Source organism: Elizabethkingia bruuniana, from assembly GCF_002024805.1.
Lineage (GTDB): Bacteria > Bacteroidota > Bacteroidia > Flavobacteriales > Weeksellaceae > Elizabethkingia > Elizabethkingia bruuniana.
The window spans coordinates 4,087,695-4,107,632 of the sequence record NZ_CP014337.1; the positions used below are offsets into that span (position 1 = coordinate 4,087,695).

Here is a 19,938-nt window from a genome sequence, read left to right on the forward strand (position 1 = left end):
TGAATTATGAAAAAAGTAATTACAAATTTATTAGCAACAGCTTTTATTGCATTTGCTATACCGTCTTGTCAGGATGCTTTAGATATTATGCAAGATGGTATTTTAACAAATGAATCAACATTCCAAACAGTCGAGGATCTTAGACAGTTTCTTATAGGTGATGTATATACCGGATTGGATATATCCGGACCAATAAGTTTCACTTCTCAGTTTACTGATGAGGTAGGGCAGGGGCCTGCTAATAGTTCCTTAACTCAAGGAACCCATCAGTTTTATTTGGACATAACCAATGGGTTTGCATCTTCTATATGGATTAATAATTATTATGTAATTAATAGAGTAAATCGCCTATTAGCGGCTGCTGATAATGTCAACCCAACTTCTGCTGATGCTGTTCAGGCCAAGATGCGGGTTTTAGCAGAGGCACGTGCCGCCAGAGCTTTTGCATATTTACAATTGGAAACCTATTACTCTCCAGATATGAAGGATGATAATGCAATTGGAGTAATGATTCTGGATCGTGTACCTAATATTAATGAAAAGATTCCGCGAAGTAAAAATGCAGATGTATTTGCAGTAATAGATGCAGATATTGCATTCGCTGAGGCAAATATGAATCCTTCAAATAGCTATTTATTCTTTAATAAAAACTTCATTAATGCCTTCAAAGCGAGATACTATCTGTACAGAGGGAAGTATCCTGAGGCTAAAATGTATGCCCAAAAAGTACTTGATGAGTCGGGTTTGTTACTAGTGTCAGCTAATCCTGTTCCCTCTGGTGTTATAGGGTCTGCCGCATGGCATAATTCTTTAAACGCCTACTCTTCTACCAACCCCTATATCAAGATGTGGAATGATAGTAGTCCGGGGGAGATAATTTTTGCTTTAAGCAGACCTGTTTCCGGGGGGTGGGGGAATATAGCTAACCTGTATACAACTAATTCCACAAATGTAACGGGTTCAGTTACTTATGATATGGGAAGAAAATTGTTTAATCTTATTAATGAAAACACCAACGATATAAGGAGGTGGGCATATATAGATCCTACATCTAAATTGGATGCTAATTATAAAACCAATCCTGACTATAAAGCATCTGATGTACTTGTTATAGATAAATACCCAGGAAAAAGCACAGGCACACAGCCGTTACGAAATGATCAGAAGGTCTTCAGGTTATCTGAGATGTATTTTATCCTTGCAGAGTGTGCAATTAATGAAAAGCAATTTTCTATAGCTGCAGGCTATATCCAAAAAGTTAGACAGGCAAGGCAAATATTGGGTGTAATACCTATATCCAATTATGCAAATGAAATCGAAGCCTGGGGAGATGTACTAAAAGAAAGGCGTATTGAGCTAGCGTTTGAAGGACATCGATACATTGATATTAAAAGAATAGGTAAGTTGGCAAACAGTAGTATTGATAGAGATCCAACAGATGATTTTGATAAAAATGCTGTTTTGACCATTTTAAATACAGACTATAGATTTACGTTACCTATTCCCCAGTCGGAAACACAAGGAAATCCTGCAATACAACAGAACCCTGGTTACAGAAATTAATTTGGTTTGCAGAAAATAACTACAGGTAATAAAAATTTGAGAAAAAGTATAGTTAATGAGAGAAGAATACATGTTTACCTGATATGCTGAAAAAGGAGATTGTCTTTGAATAAAAGCTCTTGCTGATTAGGTTATTATTAGGATATAAATAGACCTCAGTAAAGAAGATCATATAGTGAAATTGGTAGACTTTAAGAATCAGTAATTCTTTATCAAAAAAATCTCTACTTTTGTACCTCATTCCAACAAGATGAGGTACTTTTTTTTATGGGTAGTTTTGGTGTCGGGAACTATATCGGCACAGGTTGTTAATAAGACTGATAATAATAGAATTGCAGAAGATTCTGTTATTGTAGATAATGGTAAAAAAGATTCTATGAAAATCTTTAAACCTGTAATTAGCGACTATAAATTCAAAACGCAGAGAGGGGAAGCAAAGATATTTGATACGGTTTTTTCACATGAAAAAACATATATCTTTTCACAGTATAATAACAGAGATAATTTTGGAAAAGTTCAGTTCGCTAACTCCGGACAGACTTTTAATCCGTTAGTTTATGAAACTAATCTTCAGCAGAATCTTGCCGTATTACCAACAGGAAAGTCATTTGCTATACTAGGTGTAGACGATATTAAATACTATGATGTAAAAACACCTACAACTACATTTATATATCATACAGCGCCCGGAAGCGGACATGTACTAAGCTCTACCTATACCCAGAATATTGGGAAGGATTTTAACTTCTTTGTAAATTATATGGGATTGCGTGCCAAGGGAATCTACCAGAGAAACCTTTCAGCGAGCAATAACTTTAATGCCGGAGCTCACTATAAGAATAAAACAGGACGCTATGAACTTTATGCACATTACCTTAATCAGAATGTGAATAATGAAGAAAATGGTGGTATCAAAACTTTAGATCAGTTCTTAGGTGGAGATTCCCGTTTTAACAATAGACTGAATATGGAGGTTAACCTGAATAATACAGAAAGTTTCTTTTCTTACAGAAGGTATTACCTGAGTCATGACTTTGGCTTATTTAAGATTAATGATGCTTTTCCTTTGAAAATCAGACATATGTTGATGCATGAGGGGAATAAATACTATTACGCTCAAAATGGAACAGAAAGCTATTATACAACCAATGCAGCAGATATTATCAGTGGCTTTTTACCATCGACAAAAAAATATTCTAAAAAGTTGACTAATGTTGTAAGCTTGGTTTTTGACAGGGAGAAATTTAAATTAGATGCCGGACTGAAATATCAGAATGTAATTCTGGGGACTAATCAAATCTTCCTGCCGAGTAATGTTGTAGATAATAATACCGTTTGGAAGGAAAATCGGATAGGAGTGGAAGGAAATTTACAGGTTAAACTCTGGAACAGATTCGATCTTAATTCCTCTGCAGAATATACCACAGGAAGTACATTTGGAAATTTTATTCGTATAAATAACAAGGTTTCCTTTATACCAGCAGAAGGTTTTGCAGTAGAGGGGAAGCTAAACTTCCAATCCGGAGCACCATCATTTAACCTGCTGTTGAACGGATCTCAATATAGAAATTTCAACTATGTTAATTTAGGTTTCAAAAACCAGAGCGTTTTGGAAGCCGGTGGTATTGTGAGACTAAAATGGTTCGATGCATCAGCGTTTCTTAACTATTTCAGTATCGGAAACTATGCCTATATTGATGCTAACAAGCAAATGCAGCAGTCAGCTTCATCCATTAATATTACTCAGGCCGGAGGGGATGCAACTTTTAAATATGGAAAATTCCATCTGAACGGAAGAGTATTATTCCAGTCAGCAATTAATAATAAGGACCTTATGCCTATGCCAGGCTTTGTTGGACGTGCAAATGTATATTTCCAGTCCAAAGTATTCAAAGACGCAGCTGAAGTTCAGGCAGGGGTTAAGGCATATTACTTCAGTAAATTTGCTTCCAGAGAATTTTTCCCGGTACTTAACGAGTTTGTGCTGCCAAGTGCAACATCAGGTTATTCTATCGGTGGAAAACCAATGATGGACCTGTATATTAATCTGAAAGTAAAAACCATGATGTTCTTTATAGAAGGACAGCAGATTAATACAACAATATCAGGGAATAAAGGTTTTGCTGCACCATATTATCCGGTTGCCGATTTCAGGCTTAATTTGGGTATAGTTTGGTATATTTTTTCATAAATTTGAAGAATGGCAGATTGTCGTTTTAATATTGATTTCAGGGACATACCAAGCATTCCTGAAATGTTGAAGGATTACCTGGATGGTAATCTTTCAGCGTACCACGGATTACAATTCAGTAAAGATAATGCCTTAGTACAGGCAAATAAAAAATCAAGAAACTATCCTTCCGGGCACAGAGAAGTTCTTACAGAGGTTCTGACAAAGCAGATGCGAAATATAGCTATTAGTGCCAAGCAGATGCAGAATATCGAGCTATTGCGTAAGGAGAATACTTTTACGGTAACCACAGGACATCAGTTAAACCTATTTACCGGGCCGGTATTCTTTATCTATAAAATTCTTCAGACGATAAAAACCGCCAAATACCTGAATGAGAATAATGAAGGGAAAAACTTCGTTCCGGTATTCTGGATGGCAACAGAAGATCATGATTTTGATGAAATCAACCATTTTAAAACAGAAGGTAATTTCTATCAAATTCAGGAAAAATCAGGTGGAGCAGTGGGACGTATCAAGTCCTCTGATCTTTCTTTTCTGGATATTTTTGAAAAAGAATTTAAAGATTTTACTTACGGAACCGAATTAGTCCGATGGGCAAAGGAGGCATATCAGGAAGGGAGATCGCTAACCCTCGCTACAAGAATTTTGGTTAACCGGATTTTTGGAGATTCAGGATTGCTTATCCTTAATGGAGATGATAAGAAACTAAAAGCATTGGCGGCTCCAGTTTTCAGAAAAGAACTGCTGGAAAATAGTCTTTATGAGAATTCTAAAGAAACTGTTGATGTTCTGATCAATAAATATGGTAAGGTTCAGGTTAATCCAAGGGAAATAAACCTCTTTTACCTTAGAGATGATTCCAGAGACAGAATTGAAAAGACAGGCAGATCCTATCATGTTGTAGATACAGAGATTAGTTTTAGTGAAGAAGAAATATTAGCAGAACTGAATACTAATCCTCAGCGGTTTAGCCCAAATGCAGTTTTGAGACCAGCATATCAGGAAACTGTTTTGCCTAATATTATTTATATAGGTGGAAATGCAGAGATTATGTACTGGCTGGAACTTAAGAAATTCTTTGAAGCAATAGATGTAGAGTTTCCTATTTTAGTACCCAGAAATTCACTGGCCTTTATCACAGAAAAAACACTTCGTAAGATCCAAAAACTGGACTTATGTGTAGAAAATTTCTTTGGAAATTATCAGGAAGTTGTTCACAGTAAACTGCTTGGGAAAACATCTCTTCAGCCATTGCTGGAAGAAAAAGAAGAGAATATTAAATCCATGTTCAGCGAGCTGAAAAAGCAAGCTGAAACAACCGATAAGACATTTGGTAACCTTGTAGCAGCGGAAGAAGTTCGTCAGCTTAAATCTTTCGAAAAAATGCATAAAAGATTGCTGCGTGCAGAAAAAATTGTGCAGGCAGATCTCTATCAGCGCTACAACCAATTATATGAAGTAGTAAACCCTGCCGGAGTATGGCAGGAACGTAAAATTAATTTTAGTAACTTCTATGCTGAAAATGGACGCGACTGGCTTAATACTTGTTACGAGAATATCGAAGTTGCCCACCCTGAATTAACAGTGGTGGTTTTATAAAAACAAAAAAGTTTATTTTTGCATAATAATATACGCTAATGAAGAAATTATTTATATCAGCATTATCTGTTTTCTGGCTTTCTGCATCTGCACAAAAGACACATACAGTAATAGCTAAAGATAATCCGTATAGCATTTCCAAAAAGTATGGTCTTACGCTGGATCAGTTCTATGCACTGAATCCGGATGTGAAAAACAAAACTTTGGATATTGGAGATATTGTGGTGATATCCAAAACAGGAAAAAATGTTACTGAAACAGTAACAACCAAAACAACTACAGGACAGATAGCTGTAAAACAAGGACAATCCTTGTATGCTATTTCAAGAGATTATCATGTTTCATTAGCAGATATTAAAAAACTGAACCCTGAATTAGGAGAAGGACTGCAAATCGGACAGAAGATTAATCTGCCTGCTGCAAATATAAAGAAATACGGTGTTGCTGAAGTTACTGCTGAGCCTTTAGTTCAGGAGAAGAAGCGCGAAGAAAAGCCTGTAGAAATATCTGCTAAAGCAGAAAATTATCTGGTACAGCCAAAAGATACCTACTATAAGATTACCAAGAAATTCAATATTTCCCAGAAAGATTTATTCCGTATGAATCCTGGGTTGGAAGAAAAAGGACTACAGCCCGGAGTACCCATCGTCGTAGGAAGTGGAAGTGTTGCAGTAGAAACTATAAAACCTGAAGAAAAGCCAAAGATTTCAGACGTAGGTATTACCCCGATAGAGCAGCCTAAACGTGAAACTATAAAAACTGAGGCTGCTGCAGACGATATTACCTATACCGTTCAGCCAGGAGATACTATTTTTGGTATTCTGAATAAATTCGGTGTAAGTCTGGATCAGTTAATAGAACTGAATCCTCAGCTTTCAAACGGATTAAAAGCCGGAATGGTACTTAAAATTAAAAAATCTAGCGATAGCTCATTTATCAAGTCTTCAGGTGATGCGCTGAACGTTGTTCTGTTGTTGCCGTTCGGATTCGATACCAATGATGCTAAATACAGAACTGCAGCGCTTGACTTTTTAACAGGTGCTAAACTGGCAATCCAAAGAAATGTAGCGAAAGGACAAAAGTTAAATATTAATGTAATTGACGAAGGGAGCGAATCTTCATTCCAGAAAGCATTAACTTCCATTAATAAGGACAATACAGATCTTATTGTAGGACCATTCTTCAAGTCTGATGTTGTAGAGCTTATGTCTTATGTGTCTTCAAAGAAAATTCCGGTAATATCCCCTTTTGCAAATTCTAAGGATTTGTACAAATATGGAAATCTTATCATTATAGAAACAGATGCTTCTATCTACGCAGAGAGAATTGCTAAAGAGATTTCGGACTCTTATAATGGAGAAAAAATATACATCGTAGGAGATGCTTATGCTGAAGATATTCGCACAAGATTAGAAAAGTCTCTTAAAAAACCAAATATCGCTATTGTAGCAAATCCTAATGATATTCAGGTTGATAAGAACATGATGACGGGACAGTCCGCTCCTGTAATTGCAGTTCTGGCATCTGATAACGAGGCTACAAAATCTTCTTTTACCAACAGAATGGTTTCTTTAGGTAAAGAAGTTTCAGGAGTAAAGGCATTCAGTATGTTCTATTCCAATGACTTTGATAAAAAAGAAGCTGACCTGGGGAAAGTAAACATGGTTTACATTATGGACAGAAAAATTAATACTGACGGAAACTTCGAGAAAGAAGTATTGGCACAGTATAATGCTAAGTTCTGTAAGTCCCCGTCTAAATATGCGGTTGTAGGATTTGATGTAATGAACGATGCACTTTCCAGAGAAAATTCCAAAGGAGAAATTTTCAGACAAATGGGCAAAAGTCAGACGCATTTGGCAACCAAATTTGAATACGAAAAAACAAAAGAAGGCGCTTATGTTAATAAAGGATATCGTGTAATACGACTAAATCCTTAATTAGAAGTGCTATACTACTAAATTTTAAGTAGGTTTTACAAACAAAATAATTTAAACGAATGAAAGCATTAGTATTTCCTGGACAAGGTTCACAGTTTGTTGGAATGGGATTGGACCTTTACGATAGCCGTAAGGAAATTAAAGATTTAATGGAATCGGCTAACGATATTCTGGGATTTGATATTCTTTCCACGATGTTCAAAGGTACAGATGAGGACCTGAAAAAAACTAAAGTAACACAACCTGCTATCTTTATTCACTCTATTGCAGCAGTTAAGGCTGTAGATGCGCTTGGAGCTCAGATGGTTGCAGGGCATTCTTTAGGGGAATTTTCAGCTTTAGTAGCAAATGGTGTTCTTTCTTTTGAAGATGGGCTGCGTTTGGTATCAAAAAGAGCTTTGGCAATGCAGGCTGCTTGCGACGCTAATCCATCATCTATGGCAGCTATTTTAGGTCTTGATGATGATAAAGTTGAAGAGATTTGTGCTTCTGTAGAAGGAATTGTTGTTCCTGCTAATTATAATTGCCCGGGACAATTGGTGATTTCTGGTGAAACCCAGGCTGTTGAGGAAGCTATGGTCAAGCTAAAAGAAGCTGGTGCCAAGAGAGCTTTATTATTACCGGTAAACGGAGCTTTCCATTCTCCTTTAATGCAGCCGGCTCAGGAAGAATTAGCAAAAGCTATTAATACAACAAAATTCAACAAGCCTATTATTCCGGTATATCAGAATATTACGACTACAGCGGTTTCTGATCCTGAAGAGATTAAACAAAATCTTATCAAGCAACTTACAGGACCAGTAAAATGGACACAGTCTGTAAGAAATATGATAAAAGACGGAGCTACTAACTTTGTTGAGGTTGGACCAGGTAAAACCCTACAAGGGCTGATCAAAAAAATAGATTCGGCAGTCGAAACATCTTCTGCATTTTAATCAGAATAAAAATAAAGAGGCACAAAGTAATTTGTGTCTCTTCTTTAATGACCCATTTTGGATAAACAACATTTTTTCTCTCACGGCAAATTATTACTGACATCCGAGTATTTTGTTCTGGACGGAGCAAAAGCTCTGGCTATTCCGACCAAACTAGGACAGGATCTTTCAGCTGAAATAATCGCTGATCATAAATCTCAAATCCATTGGGAAACATATCGGGAGGGAAAGTTGTGGTTAAAAACTTGTATAGATTACAATAATCTTAGCATTTTGGAAACCAATATAGAATCAGCTTCTGATTTTATTCTTAAAATTTTTAAAACACTTAAAGAATTAGATTCTGTAAAATTATCCAATGATGATTCTTATAGATTGAAATCTAATGTACAGTTTCCCGAGAACTTTGGACTGGGCAGCAGCTCTACCCTTATGAATAACGTGGCAAACTGGGGAGATGTAGATGCATTTGTCCTAAATGATACTGCTTTAGGGGGAAGTGGTTATGATATCGCAGTAGCGAAAGCCGGATCTCCAATTATTTATACCCGGAATGGTGGAAAGAAAACTGTTGAAACTGTAAATTATTCACCAAGCTTCAAAGACCAGCTTTTATTCGTTCACCTGAACAAAAAGCAAGACTCGCGTGAAGGAATTACGATGTATAAGCAGATGGAAAAATCTCAGGATTTAATTCATTATTTTTCACAGCTTACTGATAAGATTCTTATAAGTGAAAATTTAGAAAATTTTTCGCTTATAATGGAAGATCATGAAAAAACTATGAGCAATTTCCTTAAAATACCCACAGTTAAAGAAAAATATTTCAAAAATGCCCCTTCGTTCTTCAAAAGTTTGGGTGCATGGGGTGGAGATTTCATTTTGACCACAAAATTCTGTGATTACGAAAACTATTTTCTGCATAACGGATTCCCTAATTTCTTTTCTTATGAAAATTTAATTTTCTGATAATCAGTATTTTGTTTACTTTTTTGTAAGATGATGAATATCATTGAGGCTACTTATTAAATTTTATTAACTTTAGCCAATTGAAAAGTAAAGTAATGAGATCATTAGAAAAATTCGGAATTAAAAATGACAATGTTAAATGGCAATTGTCTCCAGAAGAACTGGTACAGGAAACTGTTAATCTCAAACAGGGTTTTGTTGCAAAATCTGGCGCTTTAGCAATTAACACAGGAGAATTTACAGGACGTTCTCCTAAAGACAGATTCATCGTAAAAGATGAAGTTACTGCAGACAGAGTATGGTGGGATGGAAAAGTAAACCTTCCTTTTGACAGTGAAAAATTTGATGCATTATATGACAGAGTAGCAGAATATGCTTCCGAGATTCCTTTATATGCAAGAGAAGCGTTCGCTGTTGCAGATAAGCGCTACCAGGTAAAAATTACTGCAGTTACCGAATTCCCTTGGTCTAATCAGTTTGTATATAATATGTTTATCCGCCCTACGGTAGATGAACTTGAATCTTTTGGTGAAACCGACTGGTTGATTCTTTGTATACCAAGCTTTAAAGCAGATCCGGAAAGAGACGGAACAAGACAACATAATTTCTCTATTCTTAATTTCAAGAGAAAGATTGCTCTGATCGGTGGTTCAGCTTATACCGGTGAAATGAAAAAAGGTATTTTCTCTGCACTTAACTTTACACTACCTGTTCAGCAGAATGTATTGCCAATGCACTGTTCAGCTAATGCCGGAGCAGATGGAGAAACAGCTATTTTCTTTGGTCTGTCAGGTACTGGTAAAACAACCCTTTCAGCAGATCCTAACAGAAAACTAATCGGTGATGATGAACACGGATGGACTCCGGATAATACTGTATTCAATATTGAAGGTGGATGTTATGCTAAAGCTATTGACCTTTCTGCAGAGAAAGAACCAGATATCTATGGTGCAATAAAGCCAGGTGCTATTCTTGAAAATGTATTTTTTGATGAGAATGGTGAGGCAGATTATACAAACGACAGCATTACACCTAATACACGTGTAAGCTATCCGATTGATTTTATTAACAATATTCAGGTTCCTTCTATCGGAAAGAATCCTAAAAATATTTTCTTCCTGACATTTGACGCATTTGGTGTATTGCCTCCAATCTCTAGACTTACTCCGGAGCAGGCAGCATATCACTTTATTTCAGGATATACTTCCAAAGTTGCAGGTACTGAGGTTGGAGTAACAGAACCACAAACTACATTCTCTGTATGTTTCGGTGCTGCGTTTATGCCTCTTCACCCAACTGAATATGGGAAAATGTTATCTGAAAAAATAAAAAGTGCAGATGCAAAAGTTTGGTTGGTAAATACAGGCTTCAATGGTAAAATGAAGCGTATGAGCCTTAAAGATACAAGGGCTCTTATCTCCGCTGCATTAGATGGTAAATTAAATGATGTAGATTACAAAGAAAGTCCTATCTTTAAGGTACAGATTCCTGTATCATGTGAAGGTGTTTCCGACGAGTCTATGTTGCTGCCGGAAAACAGCTGGGATTCTTACGATGCTTATATTGAGAAAGCAAGATCTTTGGCATCAGCTTTCCATAAAAACTTCGAAAGATTCGATGATATTAAAGATGAAAGCATCTTAGCAGGAGCTCCAAGAAAAGAAGCAGAAGTGATTTAAGATAAACTTTTCTTAAGTTAAGAATCCTCAGTTAATTTTAACTGAGGATTTTTTGTTTGTATTTGTAAAAGTAGATGTCTTTTAGTGGAGTAAGTGCAATAAAGCCAGTCTGTATCCCTTCATTCCAAATCCTGAAAGAATAGCATCGGTATATGTTGCTGTTACCGATTTCTGACGAAATTCCTCACGCTTGTATATGTTGCTGATATGAACTTCTATTTTAGGCTTTCGAATATTTTTAAGGCAATCAGCCAAAGCATAAGAATAATGGGTGAAAGCTCCAAAGTTAACAACAAGGGCATCGAAATCATCTTCTTGTATTTTGTTGATAAGCTCCCCTTCAATATTTGACTGGTAATACAATATCTCATCCTGAACAAATTCTTGTCTCAGCTCTTGTAGATAGTCCTCCATAGAGGTTGTTCCATATATTTCAGGCTCCCTTGTTCCCAAAAGGTTTAGGTTCGGGCCGTTGACAATTAATATTTTCATAGGATAAATTTAGATGTTTTTACAAAAACAACCAAAATCCAATACCTATTATGTATTAATGAGGCTAAAAACCTGAAATTAACTGTAAATAACATGCTGTGTTCACCTATTACTAACGATCGTTTGTTAAATACTTATTTTACATGATATTTATCAGTTTTCAATTTTATTGGATTTTCCTCATTGCTTTATTTAACAGTATTTTATGAATTTTTCAATTTCTATTTAGTTAAAATTCTTAACAAATCTAAAAATCTACTTGTTTGATAGATGTTATGTTTATAACTTTGTCGCATAATTATAACCAAGCTTATAAAGAAAGATGGAGGGAACTGACCCAATGATATCTTGACAACCTGCTCGATGCAAGGTGTTACATTCAGCCTTTAAGGAAAGATAAGCAATAGGTATTTTGTATTTATAAATGCCCTTTGCTGTCTATTATGCAAAGGGAATTTTTTTGATAGATAATTAAAAAATATTAATATGTTTATAAAATCAGCAATAGAAGCTAATATTAGAATACCGATAGGGGTAGCGGTATTCTTCCTGGGGGTTTCAGGGATCTATGGTCAGAATACAAAAGGGAAGAAAGACTCTCTTCGGGAAAAAGAAATTGATGAAGTAGTAGTAGTTGCTTATGGAAAGGCAAAGAGATCCAGCTATACTGGATCTGTGGCAACAGTTTCCGGCAGCAAAATTGAAACCAGACCAATTACCAACATTACCAAAGCTTTGGAAGGGCAGGTTCCTGGATTACAGGCTGTGAGTGCTTCAGGGCAACCAGGTGAAACAGCGGCAATCAGAATTAGAGGGATTGGTTCTATAAGTGCATCCAGTTCTCCGCTTTATGTAGTGGACGGTATTCCTTATGATGGAAATATAAATGCTATAAATCCTAATGATGTAGAATCTATCAGTGTGCTAAAAGATGCAACGGCAAGTGCGCTGTATGGCTCCAGAGGTGCAAATGGGATTATTGTAATTACCACTAAATCCGGAAAAAAAGGAGAGTCAAAAATTAACTTCAATATTAGCCAGGGATTTTCCGGGCGTGCTGTAAAAGATTATAAGCAGGTAAATACAGATCAGTACTTTCAGTTATACTGGGAAGCTCTAAGGAACGGTTATGTATCCCCTAAAATTTCTCAGAGCCAGGCGGCACAAATGGCAACAGACAATCTTATTTCCAGTTTAGGGATTAATCCATACGGTCCTGCTTATCCTAAACCGGTTGGTCTGGATGGTAAATTGTTGCCAGGAGCTACCGCTTTATGGAATGATGACTGGCGCGACGTGTTACAAAGAACTGCATCAAGAAGCCAGGTGGATTTAGACTTAAGTGGAGGTAATGAAAAAGGAAACTATTTCTTCTCCCTGGGTTATTTGGATGAGAAAGGGATGGCTATAGAATCCGGATTTAAAAGATACAGTGCCAGGTTAAAAGTAAACTCACAAGTGAAAAGCTGGTTGAATGCCGGAGCCAACTTAAGCTACGTTAATACGCTTCAGCAGGCACCACCTGCATCGGATTCCAGAACAGACAATGTGATAAATGCTGCCAGGGTAATCCCTTCATTCTATCCTTATTATGAAAGGAATGAAAATGGAAGCTATGTTTTGGATAAAAATGGAAACAGAATATACGATTTTGGTAAATACAGACCTACCAGTGCTTTACAGAATGAGAACGCAGCAGCAACACTTCCTCTGGATAAAAATGAAAGAAAAATTGATAATTTCTCTGGTAAAGGATTCTTAGAATTTATTTTCCTTCCGGAACTTAGATTCAAATCAAGCTTGTCTGTGGATTTAGTAAGTCTTAATACACATTATTACACCAACCTACTTTTAGGGCAAGGAAAAGAAACTGGTGGGTCCGTATCCAAAAGTAGTGACAGAACGCTTTCTTATACAACCAGTAATATTTTAACCTACGATAAAAAATTTGGACAGCACCATTTTAATGTATTGGCAGGACAAGAATTTTACCAGTATGAGTATCAGGTTATTTCAGGTAACAGAAGTCAGTTCTCTCTGCCGGGATATTATGAGCCAGATGCCGCAGCACTATTAGGTGGATTTAGCGGAAATAGTGATAAGAGATCATTATTGAGTTTCTTAGGTAAAGTGGAATATGATTATCAGAATAAATATTTCCTGGCCGGATCAGTAAGAGCAGACGGATCTTCAAGATTCTCTCCTAAAAATCGTTGGGGAACATTTTGGTCAGTTGGTGGATCCTGGAAACTTTCGAGCGAAGATTTTGTGAAGAATCTGAACTTTTTTGACCAGTTGACATTGCGTGCCAGCTATGGAGGGCAAGGTAATGATGGACTAAGTACATTGTACGCATATCAGAGTTTATATGCTTTTTATAACAATCTTGGTGAAGGAGGGACTGCTGCAAGCAGACTACCAACACCAGACTTGAAATGGGAGACTAACCTGAACCTGAATGTAGGATTAGAATTTGCTATTCTGAATAACCGAATCAGAGGTAATGTAGAATACTTTAAAAGACAGAGTAAAGATTTATTATTTACAATGCCACTGGCACCATCTGTAGGATTCAACGGTTATTCCGATAATATTGGTGAGCTGCAGAATACCGGATTCGAGATTAGCCTGCAGACAACACCCATAAAAACAGAAAATTTCCGTTGGGATTTGGATATCAATGCTACTACTACAAAAAATAAGATTACAAAATTACCAAAAGGTTCTATTGTTAGTGGAACAAAGCTACTGCAGGTAGGAGGATCTGTATATGACTTCTTTATTCCGACATGGGCAGGAGTGGATCCTAACAACGGAGCTCCATTATGGATAACACAAACGACAGATGCTAACGGAAATATAGTAGAGGGAACAACTTCAGAGTATTCCAAAGCAACCAAAATGCTGCAAGGCTCCTCGCTGCCTAAATGGATAGGAGGTATTAGTACGTCTATAACCTATAAAAACTTCGATTTCTCTGCACTATTATCATACAGTATAGGCGGAAAAATCCTGGATAGCGATTATACAATGCTATTGTCAAACGGGAATACTGCAGGAAGAGCTTGGGGTGAAGAAATACTGAACAGATGGACACCTGAGAACCGAAATACAGATGTTCCGGCACTTAGTACCACAACCAATAACTGGACTTCTACATCAACCAGATTCCTTTATTCCGGAACCTATGCAAGACTTAAAAATGTGAGTATAGGCTATACGTTGCCGAAAGATACTTTCGCTAATCTGGGACTTCAGAGATTCAGAATTTACCTGCAGGGCGAGAATTTATTAACATTCTACGGACATAAAGGAATGGATCCCGAACAGACAGTTGACGGAACAACCTATTACAGATATCCGGCAATGAGAACAGTGACTTTCGGATTACAGGCAACATTTTAATTAAAAATAAAAGACATGACAAAAATAAAATATACATTGTTTCTGGCTTTTGCAGCTTCTGTTTTTATAAGTTGTGAGAGTGAGTTGGAAACAGCGCCTACTAACCAGGCAAATGAAGAAGAGGTTTTTAAAACTGCGGATAATGCAGAAACGGTAGTTAATGGGGCCTGGGCAAAATTTAATGATGACGGAACTACCTATGCAAATATTGGCTACTCTACGGTACTTCGAGCAAGTGATGCAATGGGAAGTGATGTTGCGGTACTGACTAATAAATATGGATTCAACTCTGCTTATGCATTTACAGATCTTGTAAATAATACCGGATCACGTACTTTATTTGTTTGGAATCTGTTTTACTCTGCAATAAACAACATGAACAATGTGCTCAGCAGAATAGATAATATAGAAGGTTCACAGGAAAAGAAAGATCAGGTAAAAGGACAGGCAAAAGCTTTCAGAGCTTTTTGTTACCTTAATCTGGCAAGTTTTTATCAGTTTAGCTATCAGAAAGACAAAACAGCCTTAACAGTGCCAATTTATACCCAGCCGGCTACTATTAATTCGGTAGGTAATAATAGAGCGAGTCTCGAAGAACTTTATACCCTTATAAAAAGTGATCTTCTGGATGCTAAAAATTTACTGAAAAGCTATAAGCGAAACAACAAAGATAAGATCGATCTGTCTGTTGTTAATGGGCTTTTAGCGAGAACTTACCTGAATACGGGAGAATGGCTGAAAGCTGCTGATGCTGCAAATACAGCAAGAACAGGATATGCTTTTATGCCAACTGAAAAATATTCAGAAGGTTTCAACGATATTGGTAACTCCGAGTGGATTTGGGGGCATGGACAAACGCAAGAGCAATCTAGTGAAAGTTATGCATTCCACTATCTGGATGTATCTTCTTCCGGTAGTTACTATTATAGCTTTATGGCAGATCCGTTCTTTAAAGATTTATTTGATACAAATGATATAAGATATCAGTTATTCGAATGGGACGGATTAAAAGGACGTGAAGGTCTACTGAGATATAAAAAGTTCAAATTCAAACCGAATTTAATTGCTGATATTGTATACATGAGATCTGCTGAAATGTATCTGATTGCAGCAGAAGGCTACGCAAGATCCGGAAATGCATCTGAAGCAGTAGCGAACCTGAATCTTCTAAAGGCTGCCAGAAAAGCAAATCTTTATAATGGAAGTCTGAATACAGAAGCGGTTCTAAAAGAAGTGCTGATTGAAAGGCGAAAAGAATTATTCGGCGAAGGGTTTTCATTATCCGATATTATCCGTACTCAGGGAAAAGTTGTAAGAAATCCTTATACAACCGCCGATGGAAAGCCTATAAAAGTTAAAGTGACGACACCTGATGGTACAGTAAAAGAGGTAGATGCAAGAGGACATTCTGTATTTACTTTCCCTGATAAAACTGAATTTGTGCCTAATAGTCGCTATTACATATTCCCAATACCACAAAAAGAAACGGAAAGCAATCCTAATCTTTAATTATTATCTTACTTTACTTTTAAATCGGATTCCGGGAATTATTATTCCCGGAATTTTTTTTGTAACTGTCTGGTTTGGAATTATGAAGGTAAAATAATAATTTTGCTGTTTCAATATATCGAAATATACTGTATCATGTATTTTCTTTCCGCGTAAATACCATATTACGAATTAGTATCTGAAGTTACTAAGGGATGTTTGCAGACAATAATGTCTGTAATATTATTGTACCCTGTCGTAATATGGGAAATCTCAGTTTTATTTAACACATATTTTTTTATTAATCATATATCGGCTTATCAGGTTCTGATGAGAAAACCGGTATTATTAAACTTTATGAGATTATGATTTACCCGGATAATTTTGAAGAAAAAATAGGAATTAATACAATCCGAGAATTTATTATAGAAAAATGCCATAGTGTACTTGGAGCAGAAAAAGTGACATCAATGGCATTTTCATCCGATTATACAACAGTTTCAGCATGGCTGGAACAAACACATGAATTTTTACAGATTGTGCAGAGCAAAGAAGATTTTCCGGCAGATAACTATCTGGATCTTCGGCAAACTCTGATTAATATAGACAAAGACCCGACAGTATGGTTGTCGGAGGATGATGTTTCCGGACTTGGAAATTCCCTTATGACTATTGATCGTATTGTAGATTTTTTAAACAATACCAGAACGGCAGATGGTAGTCTGAAATATCCGATGCTTCATGCTATGAGTGGAGAAATAAAAACATTTTCACAATTTGTACAAAAAGCATATTCTATATTGGACAAATCCGGACGTATAAAAGATAATGCTTCACATCTGTTGGCGGACATCCGTAAAAATAAAACAGAAGCTGCTAAAGAGATTACGAGAAAGATGCAGGCAGCTATTCGCAGTGCACAGTCGCAAGGTATTGTTTCAAAAGAAGTATTCTCAGATATGCGCAATGGCTATTTGGTGATTCCTGTAAATGCTTCCTATAAAAGAAGAATAAAAGGTGAGGTACGGGGAGATTCCGGAAGTGGTAGAACTGTGTATATAGAACCGGAAGCAGTAGTGGAGGCAACAAACAGACTTAAGGAGCTGGAAGCCGATGAACGTTGGGAAGTCATAAGGATATTAACAGAGTTTACCAATATGTTAAGACCAGAAGTTGCGGACCTGTTGATATCATATGATTTTCTGGGGACTATTGATTTTATCAGAGCAAAGGCCTTATTTTCTGCACGTATAAATGCTGTAAAACCTGTTTTTGAAAATAAACAGCAGGTGAATTGGATCCAGGCTGTGCACCCATTACTCAATATCACTCTGAGGCAGCAGAATAAAAAAGCTGCTCCGTTAGATATTATCCTGAACCAGGAAAACAGAATACTTGTAGTGTCCGGTGTTAATGCGGGAGGGAAGTCTTTGTGTCTAAAAACAGCAGCATTGCTTCAGTATATGCTTCAGTGTGGATTACTAATTCCGGTTAGATCTGACTCGCATGCAGGAATTTTCGGCCATATTTTTATGGATATAGGAGATGGACAAAGTATAGAAAACAGCCTTAGTACTTATACTTCGCATCTGAAGAATATGAAATTCTTCGTGGAGCATAATGATGATAAAACACTTTTGTTGATAGATGAGTTTGGAAGTGGAACAGAGCCGCAAATAGGAGGGGCTATTGCAGAAACATTGTTGGAAAGATTTAACCGTAAGCGCAGCTTTGGACTTATTACAACACACTTTCAGAATCTAAAACAATTTGCCTATGAAACTAAAGGTATTGTTAATGGAGCAATGTTGTATGATGTTGAAGAAATGAAGCCTTTATACAAATTGGCTATAGGGAGTCCGGGGAGCTCTTTTGCGATTGAAGTAGCGCGAAAAACAGGACTTCCCGAAGATATTATTATAGATTCGGCAGAAAGAATAGGAACTGAGTTTGTTAATATGGATAATCTCCTGCAGTCAATAGTAAGGGACAGACTTTATTGGGAGAAAAAAAGAAATGAAACAGATGAGTCAGAAGAGCGATTGTATGGTAATTGTGTACGAAAAACTTTAAATGAAAATAGAGAGAGTGAAACTACTGCAGAAATTTTAGTTGTTGGAATTGGAGATAAAGTAAAGTTGGAAGGTCAGACAGCTATAGGAACTGTTTTGGATATAAAAGGCAAACAAGCTACAGTTGTATTTGGGGTTATAAAAAGTATAGTCAAGTATGAACGTCTGATCCGCTTTGAATAACCAGATATCCGGTATTAGAAAAAACCAGAGGACTAATGTTCTCTGGTTTTTATTTTATAATCTTATTCCTTTGTCCAGCTTGCTTCTATTTCTTCCAGTGTTTTGCCTTTAGTCTCAGGAATGCTTTTCCGAATGAATAGAAAGGTGAGTACAGAGATCAGAGTGTATAACCAGAAAGTATAAGCGCTGCCTATAGATCCTATTAGGATAGGAAAGGTCTGGGATACAAGAAATACAGCCAGCCACAGAAAAAAAGTAGCAATAGACATTGCCGTTGCCCGAGATCTTGTGGGGAAAATTTCAGCAATAACCACGAATGTAAGCGGGCCAAGCGACATGGCAAAAAAGGCGATATAACCCAGTATTGCAATAAGAACCAGATAACCCTGCTGTTGTGTATAAAATGCAAGACCTACAATAAAAAGACATATGGTCATGCCAGAAATACCTGAGAGTAATAGCTTTTTTCGTCCCCAAGAGTCTACATATTTTATGGCGACAAGAGTGAAAGCAACATTAATAACACCTACGAGTATGGTTTGTATAAATGCGGAATCCGTACCTGTGCCTGTTGATTTAAAAATCTCCGGTGCATAATACATTATCGCATTGATCCCAGTAAATTGTGAAAATACAGCTAGAAATATACCGGTAATCAGAGCTTTTTTTAATTTGGGGCCTTTTAGTGTGGCTAAAGAAAAAGGAGCTTCATCCTTCAGGGATTCATTAATAGAGTTGAGTTCCTTTTGTGCAGCTGTATTACCGTTGATCTGGCTTAGAATAGCCAAAGCTTCAGATTGTTTCTTTTGACTGGCAAGCCAACGCGGACTTTCAGGTACAGTTAGCAATAACAGTATAAAAATTATGGAAGGAATAACGCCGGAACCAAACATCCACCGCCATCCTGTAGAAATATTCCAAGCTTCATTGTGTATGCCTGCAATGTATGCGTTTACAAAATAAATAACAAGAATTCCGGTAACAATCCCAAGCTGAAAAACAGAAATTAATCGACCTCTTACTGAAGCCGGAGCCATTTCGGAAATATACATAGGGGAAAGCATTGACGCAATGCCTATTCCCATTCCTCCTATAATACGGAACAGAACAAAAACCCATAGGTTAGGAGCTATTGCTGTACCAATAGAAGAAATAGTAAAGAGTACAGCTGACAGCATTAGTATCTTTTTTCGCCCTGCACAATCACTGAGCTTACCAGAATACATAGCGCCTGCAATGCATCCTAATAATGCGCAGGAGGCGACCCACCCTGTCATAATATCTGAAAGATTATAAAAGCTGCGCATAAAACCTATAGCGCCCGATATTACAGCGGTATCATAGCCAAATAATAATCCGCCAACAGAAGCCACAAGAGTGGCTTTGTAAATAATGCCTGAATTAATTGCTGATTGCATA

12 protein-coding genes and 1 riboswitch are annotated in these 19,938 nt (G+C 36.8%); of the genes, 10 read left to right on the forward strand and 2 right to left on the reverse strand.

The genetic code is table 11. The annotated features are described in order from the left end of the window. The first annotated feature begins 6 nt into the window (after positions 1-6). The 7 genes from AYC65_RS19090 to pckA all read left to right on the forward strand — a co-directional run bounded on the left by AYC65_RS19090 (position 7) and on the right by pckA (position 10,879). Positions 7-1,563, forward strand: a complete 1,557-nt coding sequence (locus AYC65_RS19090; protein ID WP_034871651.1) for a RagB/SusD family nutrient uptake outer membrane protein — start codon at positions 7-9, stop codon at positions 1,561-1,563. 250 nt (positions 1,564-1,813) lie between these two features. Beyond that, a complete protein-coding gene (locus tag AYC65_RS19095; RefSeq protein WP_034871650.1) occupies positions 1,814-3,754 on the forward strand; it encodes a putative porin in 1,941 nt (646 codons plus the stop codon). A gap of 9 nt (positions 3,755-3,763) precedes the next feature. Continuing rightward, on the forward strand, positions 3,764-5,356 hold the full coding sequence (gene bshC, locus AYC65_RS19100) for a bacillithiol biosynthesis cysteine-adding enzyme BshC (protein WP_034871649.1): 1,593 nt from the start codon (positions 3,764-3,766) through the stop codon (positions 5,354-5,356). A 38-nt stretch (positions 5,357-5,394) separates the two neighbouring features. Then, positions 5,395-7,296, forward strand: a complete 1,902-nt coding sequence (locus AYC65_RS19105; RefSeq protein WP_034871648.1) for a LysM peptidoglycan-binding domain-containing protein — start codon at positions 5,395-5,397, stop codon at positions 7,294-7,296. Between the two features lie 59 nt (positions 7,297-7,355). Beyond that, positions 7,356-8,231 carry an ACP S-malonyltransferase gene (gene fabD, locus AYC65_RS19110; RefSeq protein ID WP_034871647.1) on the forward strand — a complete coding sequence of 292 codons (876 nt, stop codon included), beginning with the start codon at positions 7,356-7,358 and terminating at the stop codon, positions 8,229-8,231. A gap of 57 nt (positions 8,232-8,288) precedes the next feature. Continuing rightward, a complete protein-coding gene (locus AYC65_RS19115) occupies positions 8,289-9,200 on the forward strand; it encodes a GYDIA family GHMP kinase (protein WP_034871646.1) in 912 nt (303 codons plus the stop codon). A 95-nt stretch (positions 9,201-9,295) separates the two neighbouring features. Continuing rightward, positions 9,296-10,879: a phosphoenolpyruvate carboxykinase (ATP) gene (pckA, locus tag AYC65_RS19120; protein ID WP_034871645.1), complete on the forward strand. Its 1,584-nt coding sequence runs from the start codon at positions 9,296-9,298 to the stop codon at positions 10,877-10,879. 81 nt (positions 10,880-10,960) lie between these two features. On the opposite strand, the gene AYC65_RS19125 is transcribed toward pckA, so the two are convergent. Then, a complete protein-coding gene (locus AYC65_RS19125; RefSeq protein WP_034871644.1) occupies positions 10,961-11,371 on the reverse strand; it encodes a type II 3-dehydroquinate dehydratase in 411 nt (136 codons plus the stop codon). Positions 11,372-11,678: 307 nt separating this feature from the next. Then, positions 11,679-11,774, forward strand: a riboswitch (SAM riboswitch). Between the two features lie 83 nt (positions 11,775-11,857). Between AYC65_RS19125 and AYC65_RS19130 the strand changes: the two genes are divergently transcribed. The 3 genes from AYC65_RS19130 to AYC65_RS19140 all read left to right on the forward strand — a co-directional run bounded on the left by AYC65_RS19130 (position 11,858) and on the right by AYC65_RS19140 (position 18,519). After that, positions 11,858-14,776 (forward strand): SusC/RagA family TonB-linked outer membrane protein, encoded by a 2,919-nt coding sequence (locus tag AYC65_RS19130; protein WP_034871643.1) that lies wholly within the window; start codon positions 11,858-11,860, stop codon positions 14,774-14,776. Positions 14,777-14,791: 15 nt separating this feature from the next. After that, complete coding sequence (locus AYC65_RS19135) at positions 14,792-16,285, forward strand: RagB/SusD family nutrient uptake outer membrane protein (protein ID WP_078674612.1); 1,494 nt, start codon at positions 14,792-14,794, stop codon at positions 16,283-16,285. 344 nt (positions 16,286-16,629) lie between these two features. After that, complete coding sequence (locus AYC65_RS19140; RefSeq protein WP_034871641.1) at positions 16,630-18,519, forward strand: endonuclease MutS2; 1,890 nt, start codon at positions 16,630-16,632, stop codon at positions 18,517-18,519. Between the two features lie 62 nt (positions 18,520-18,581). On the opposite strand, the gene AYC65_RS19145 is transcribed toward AYC65_RS19140, so the two are convergent. After that, positions 18,582-19,937: a sugar porter family MFS transporter gene (locus tag AYC65_RS19145; protein WP_034871640.1), complete on the reverse strand. Its 1,356-nt coding sequence runs from the start codon at positions 19,935-19,937 to the stop codon at positions 18,582-18,584. Between the last annotated feature and the right edge of the window lies 1 nt (position 19,938).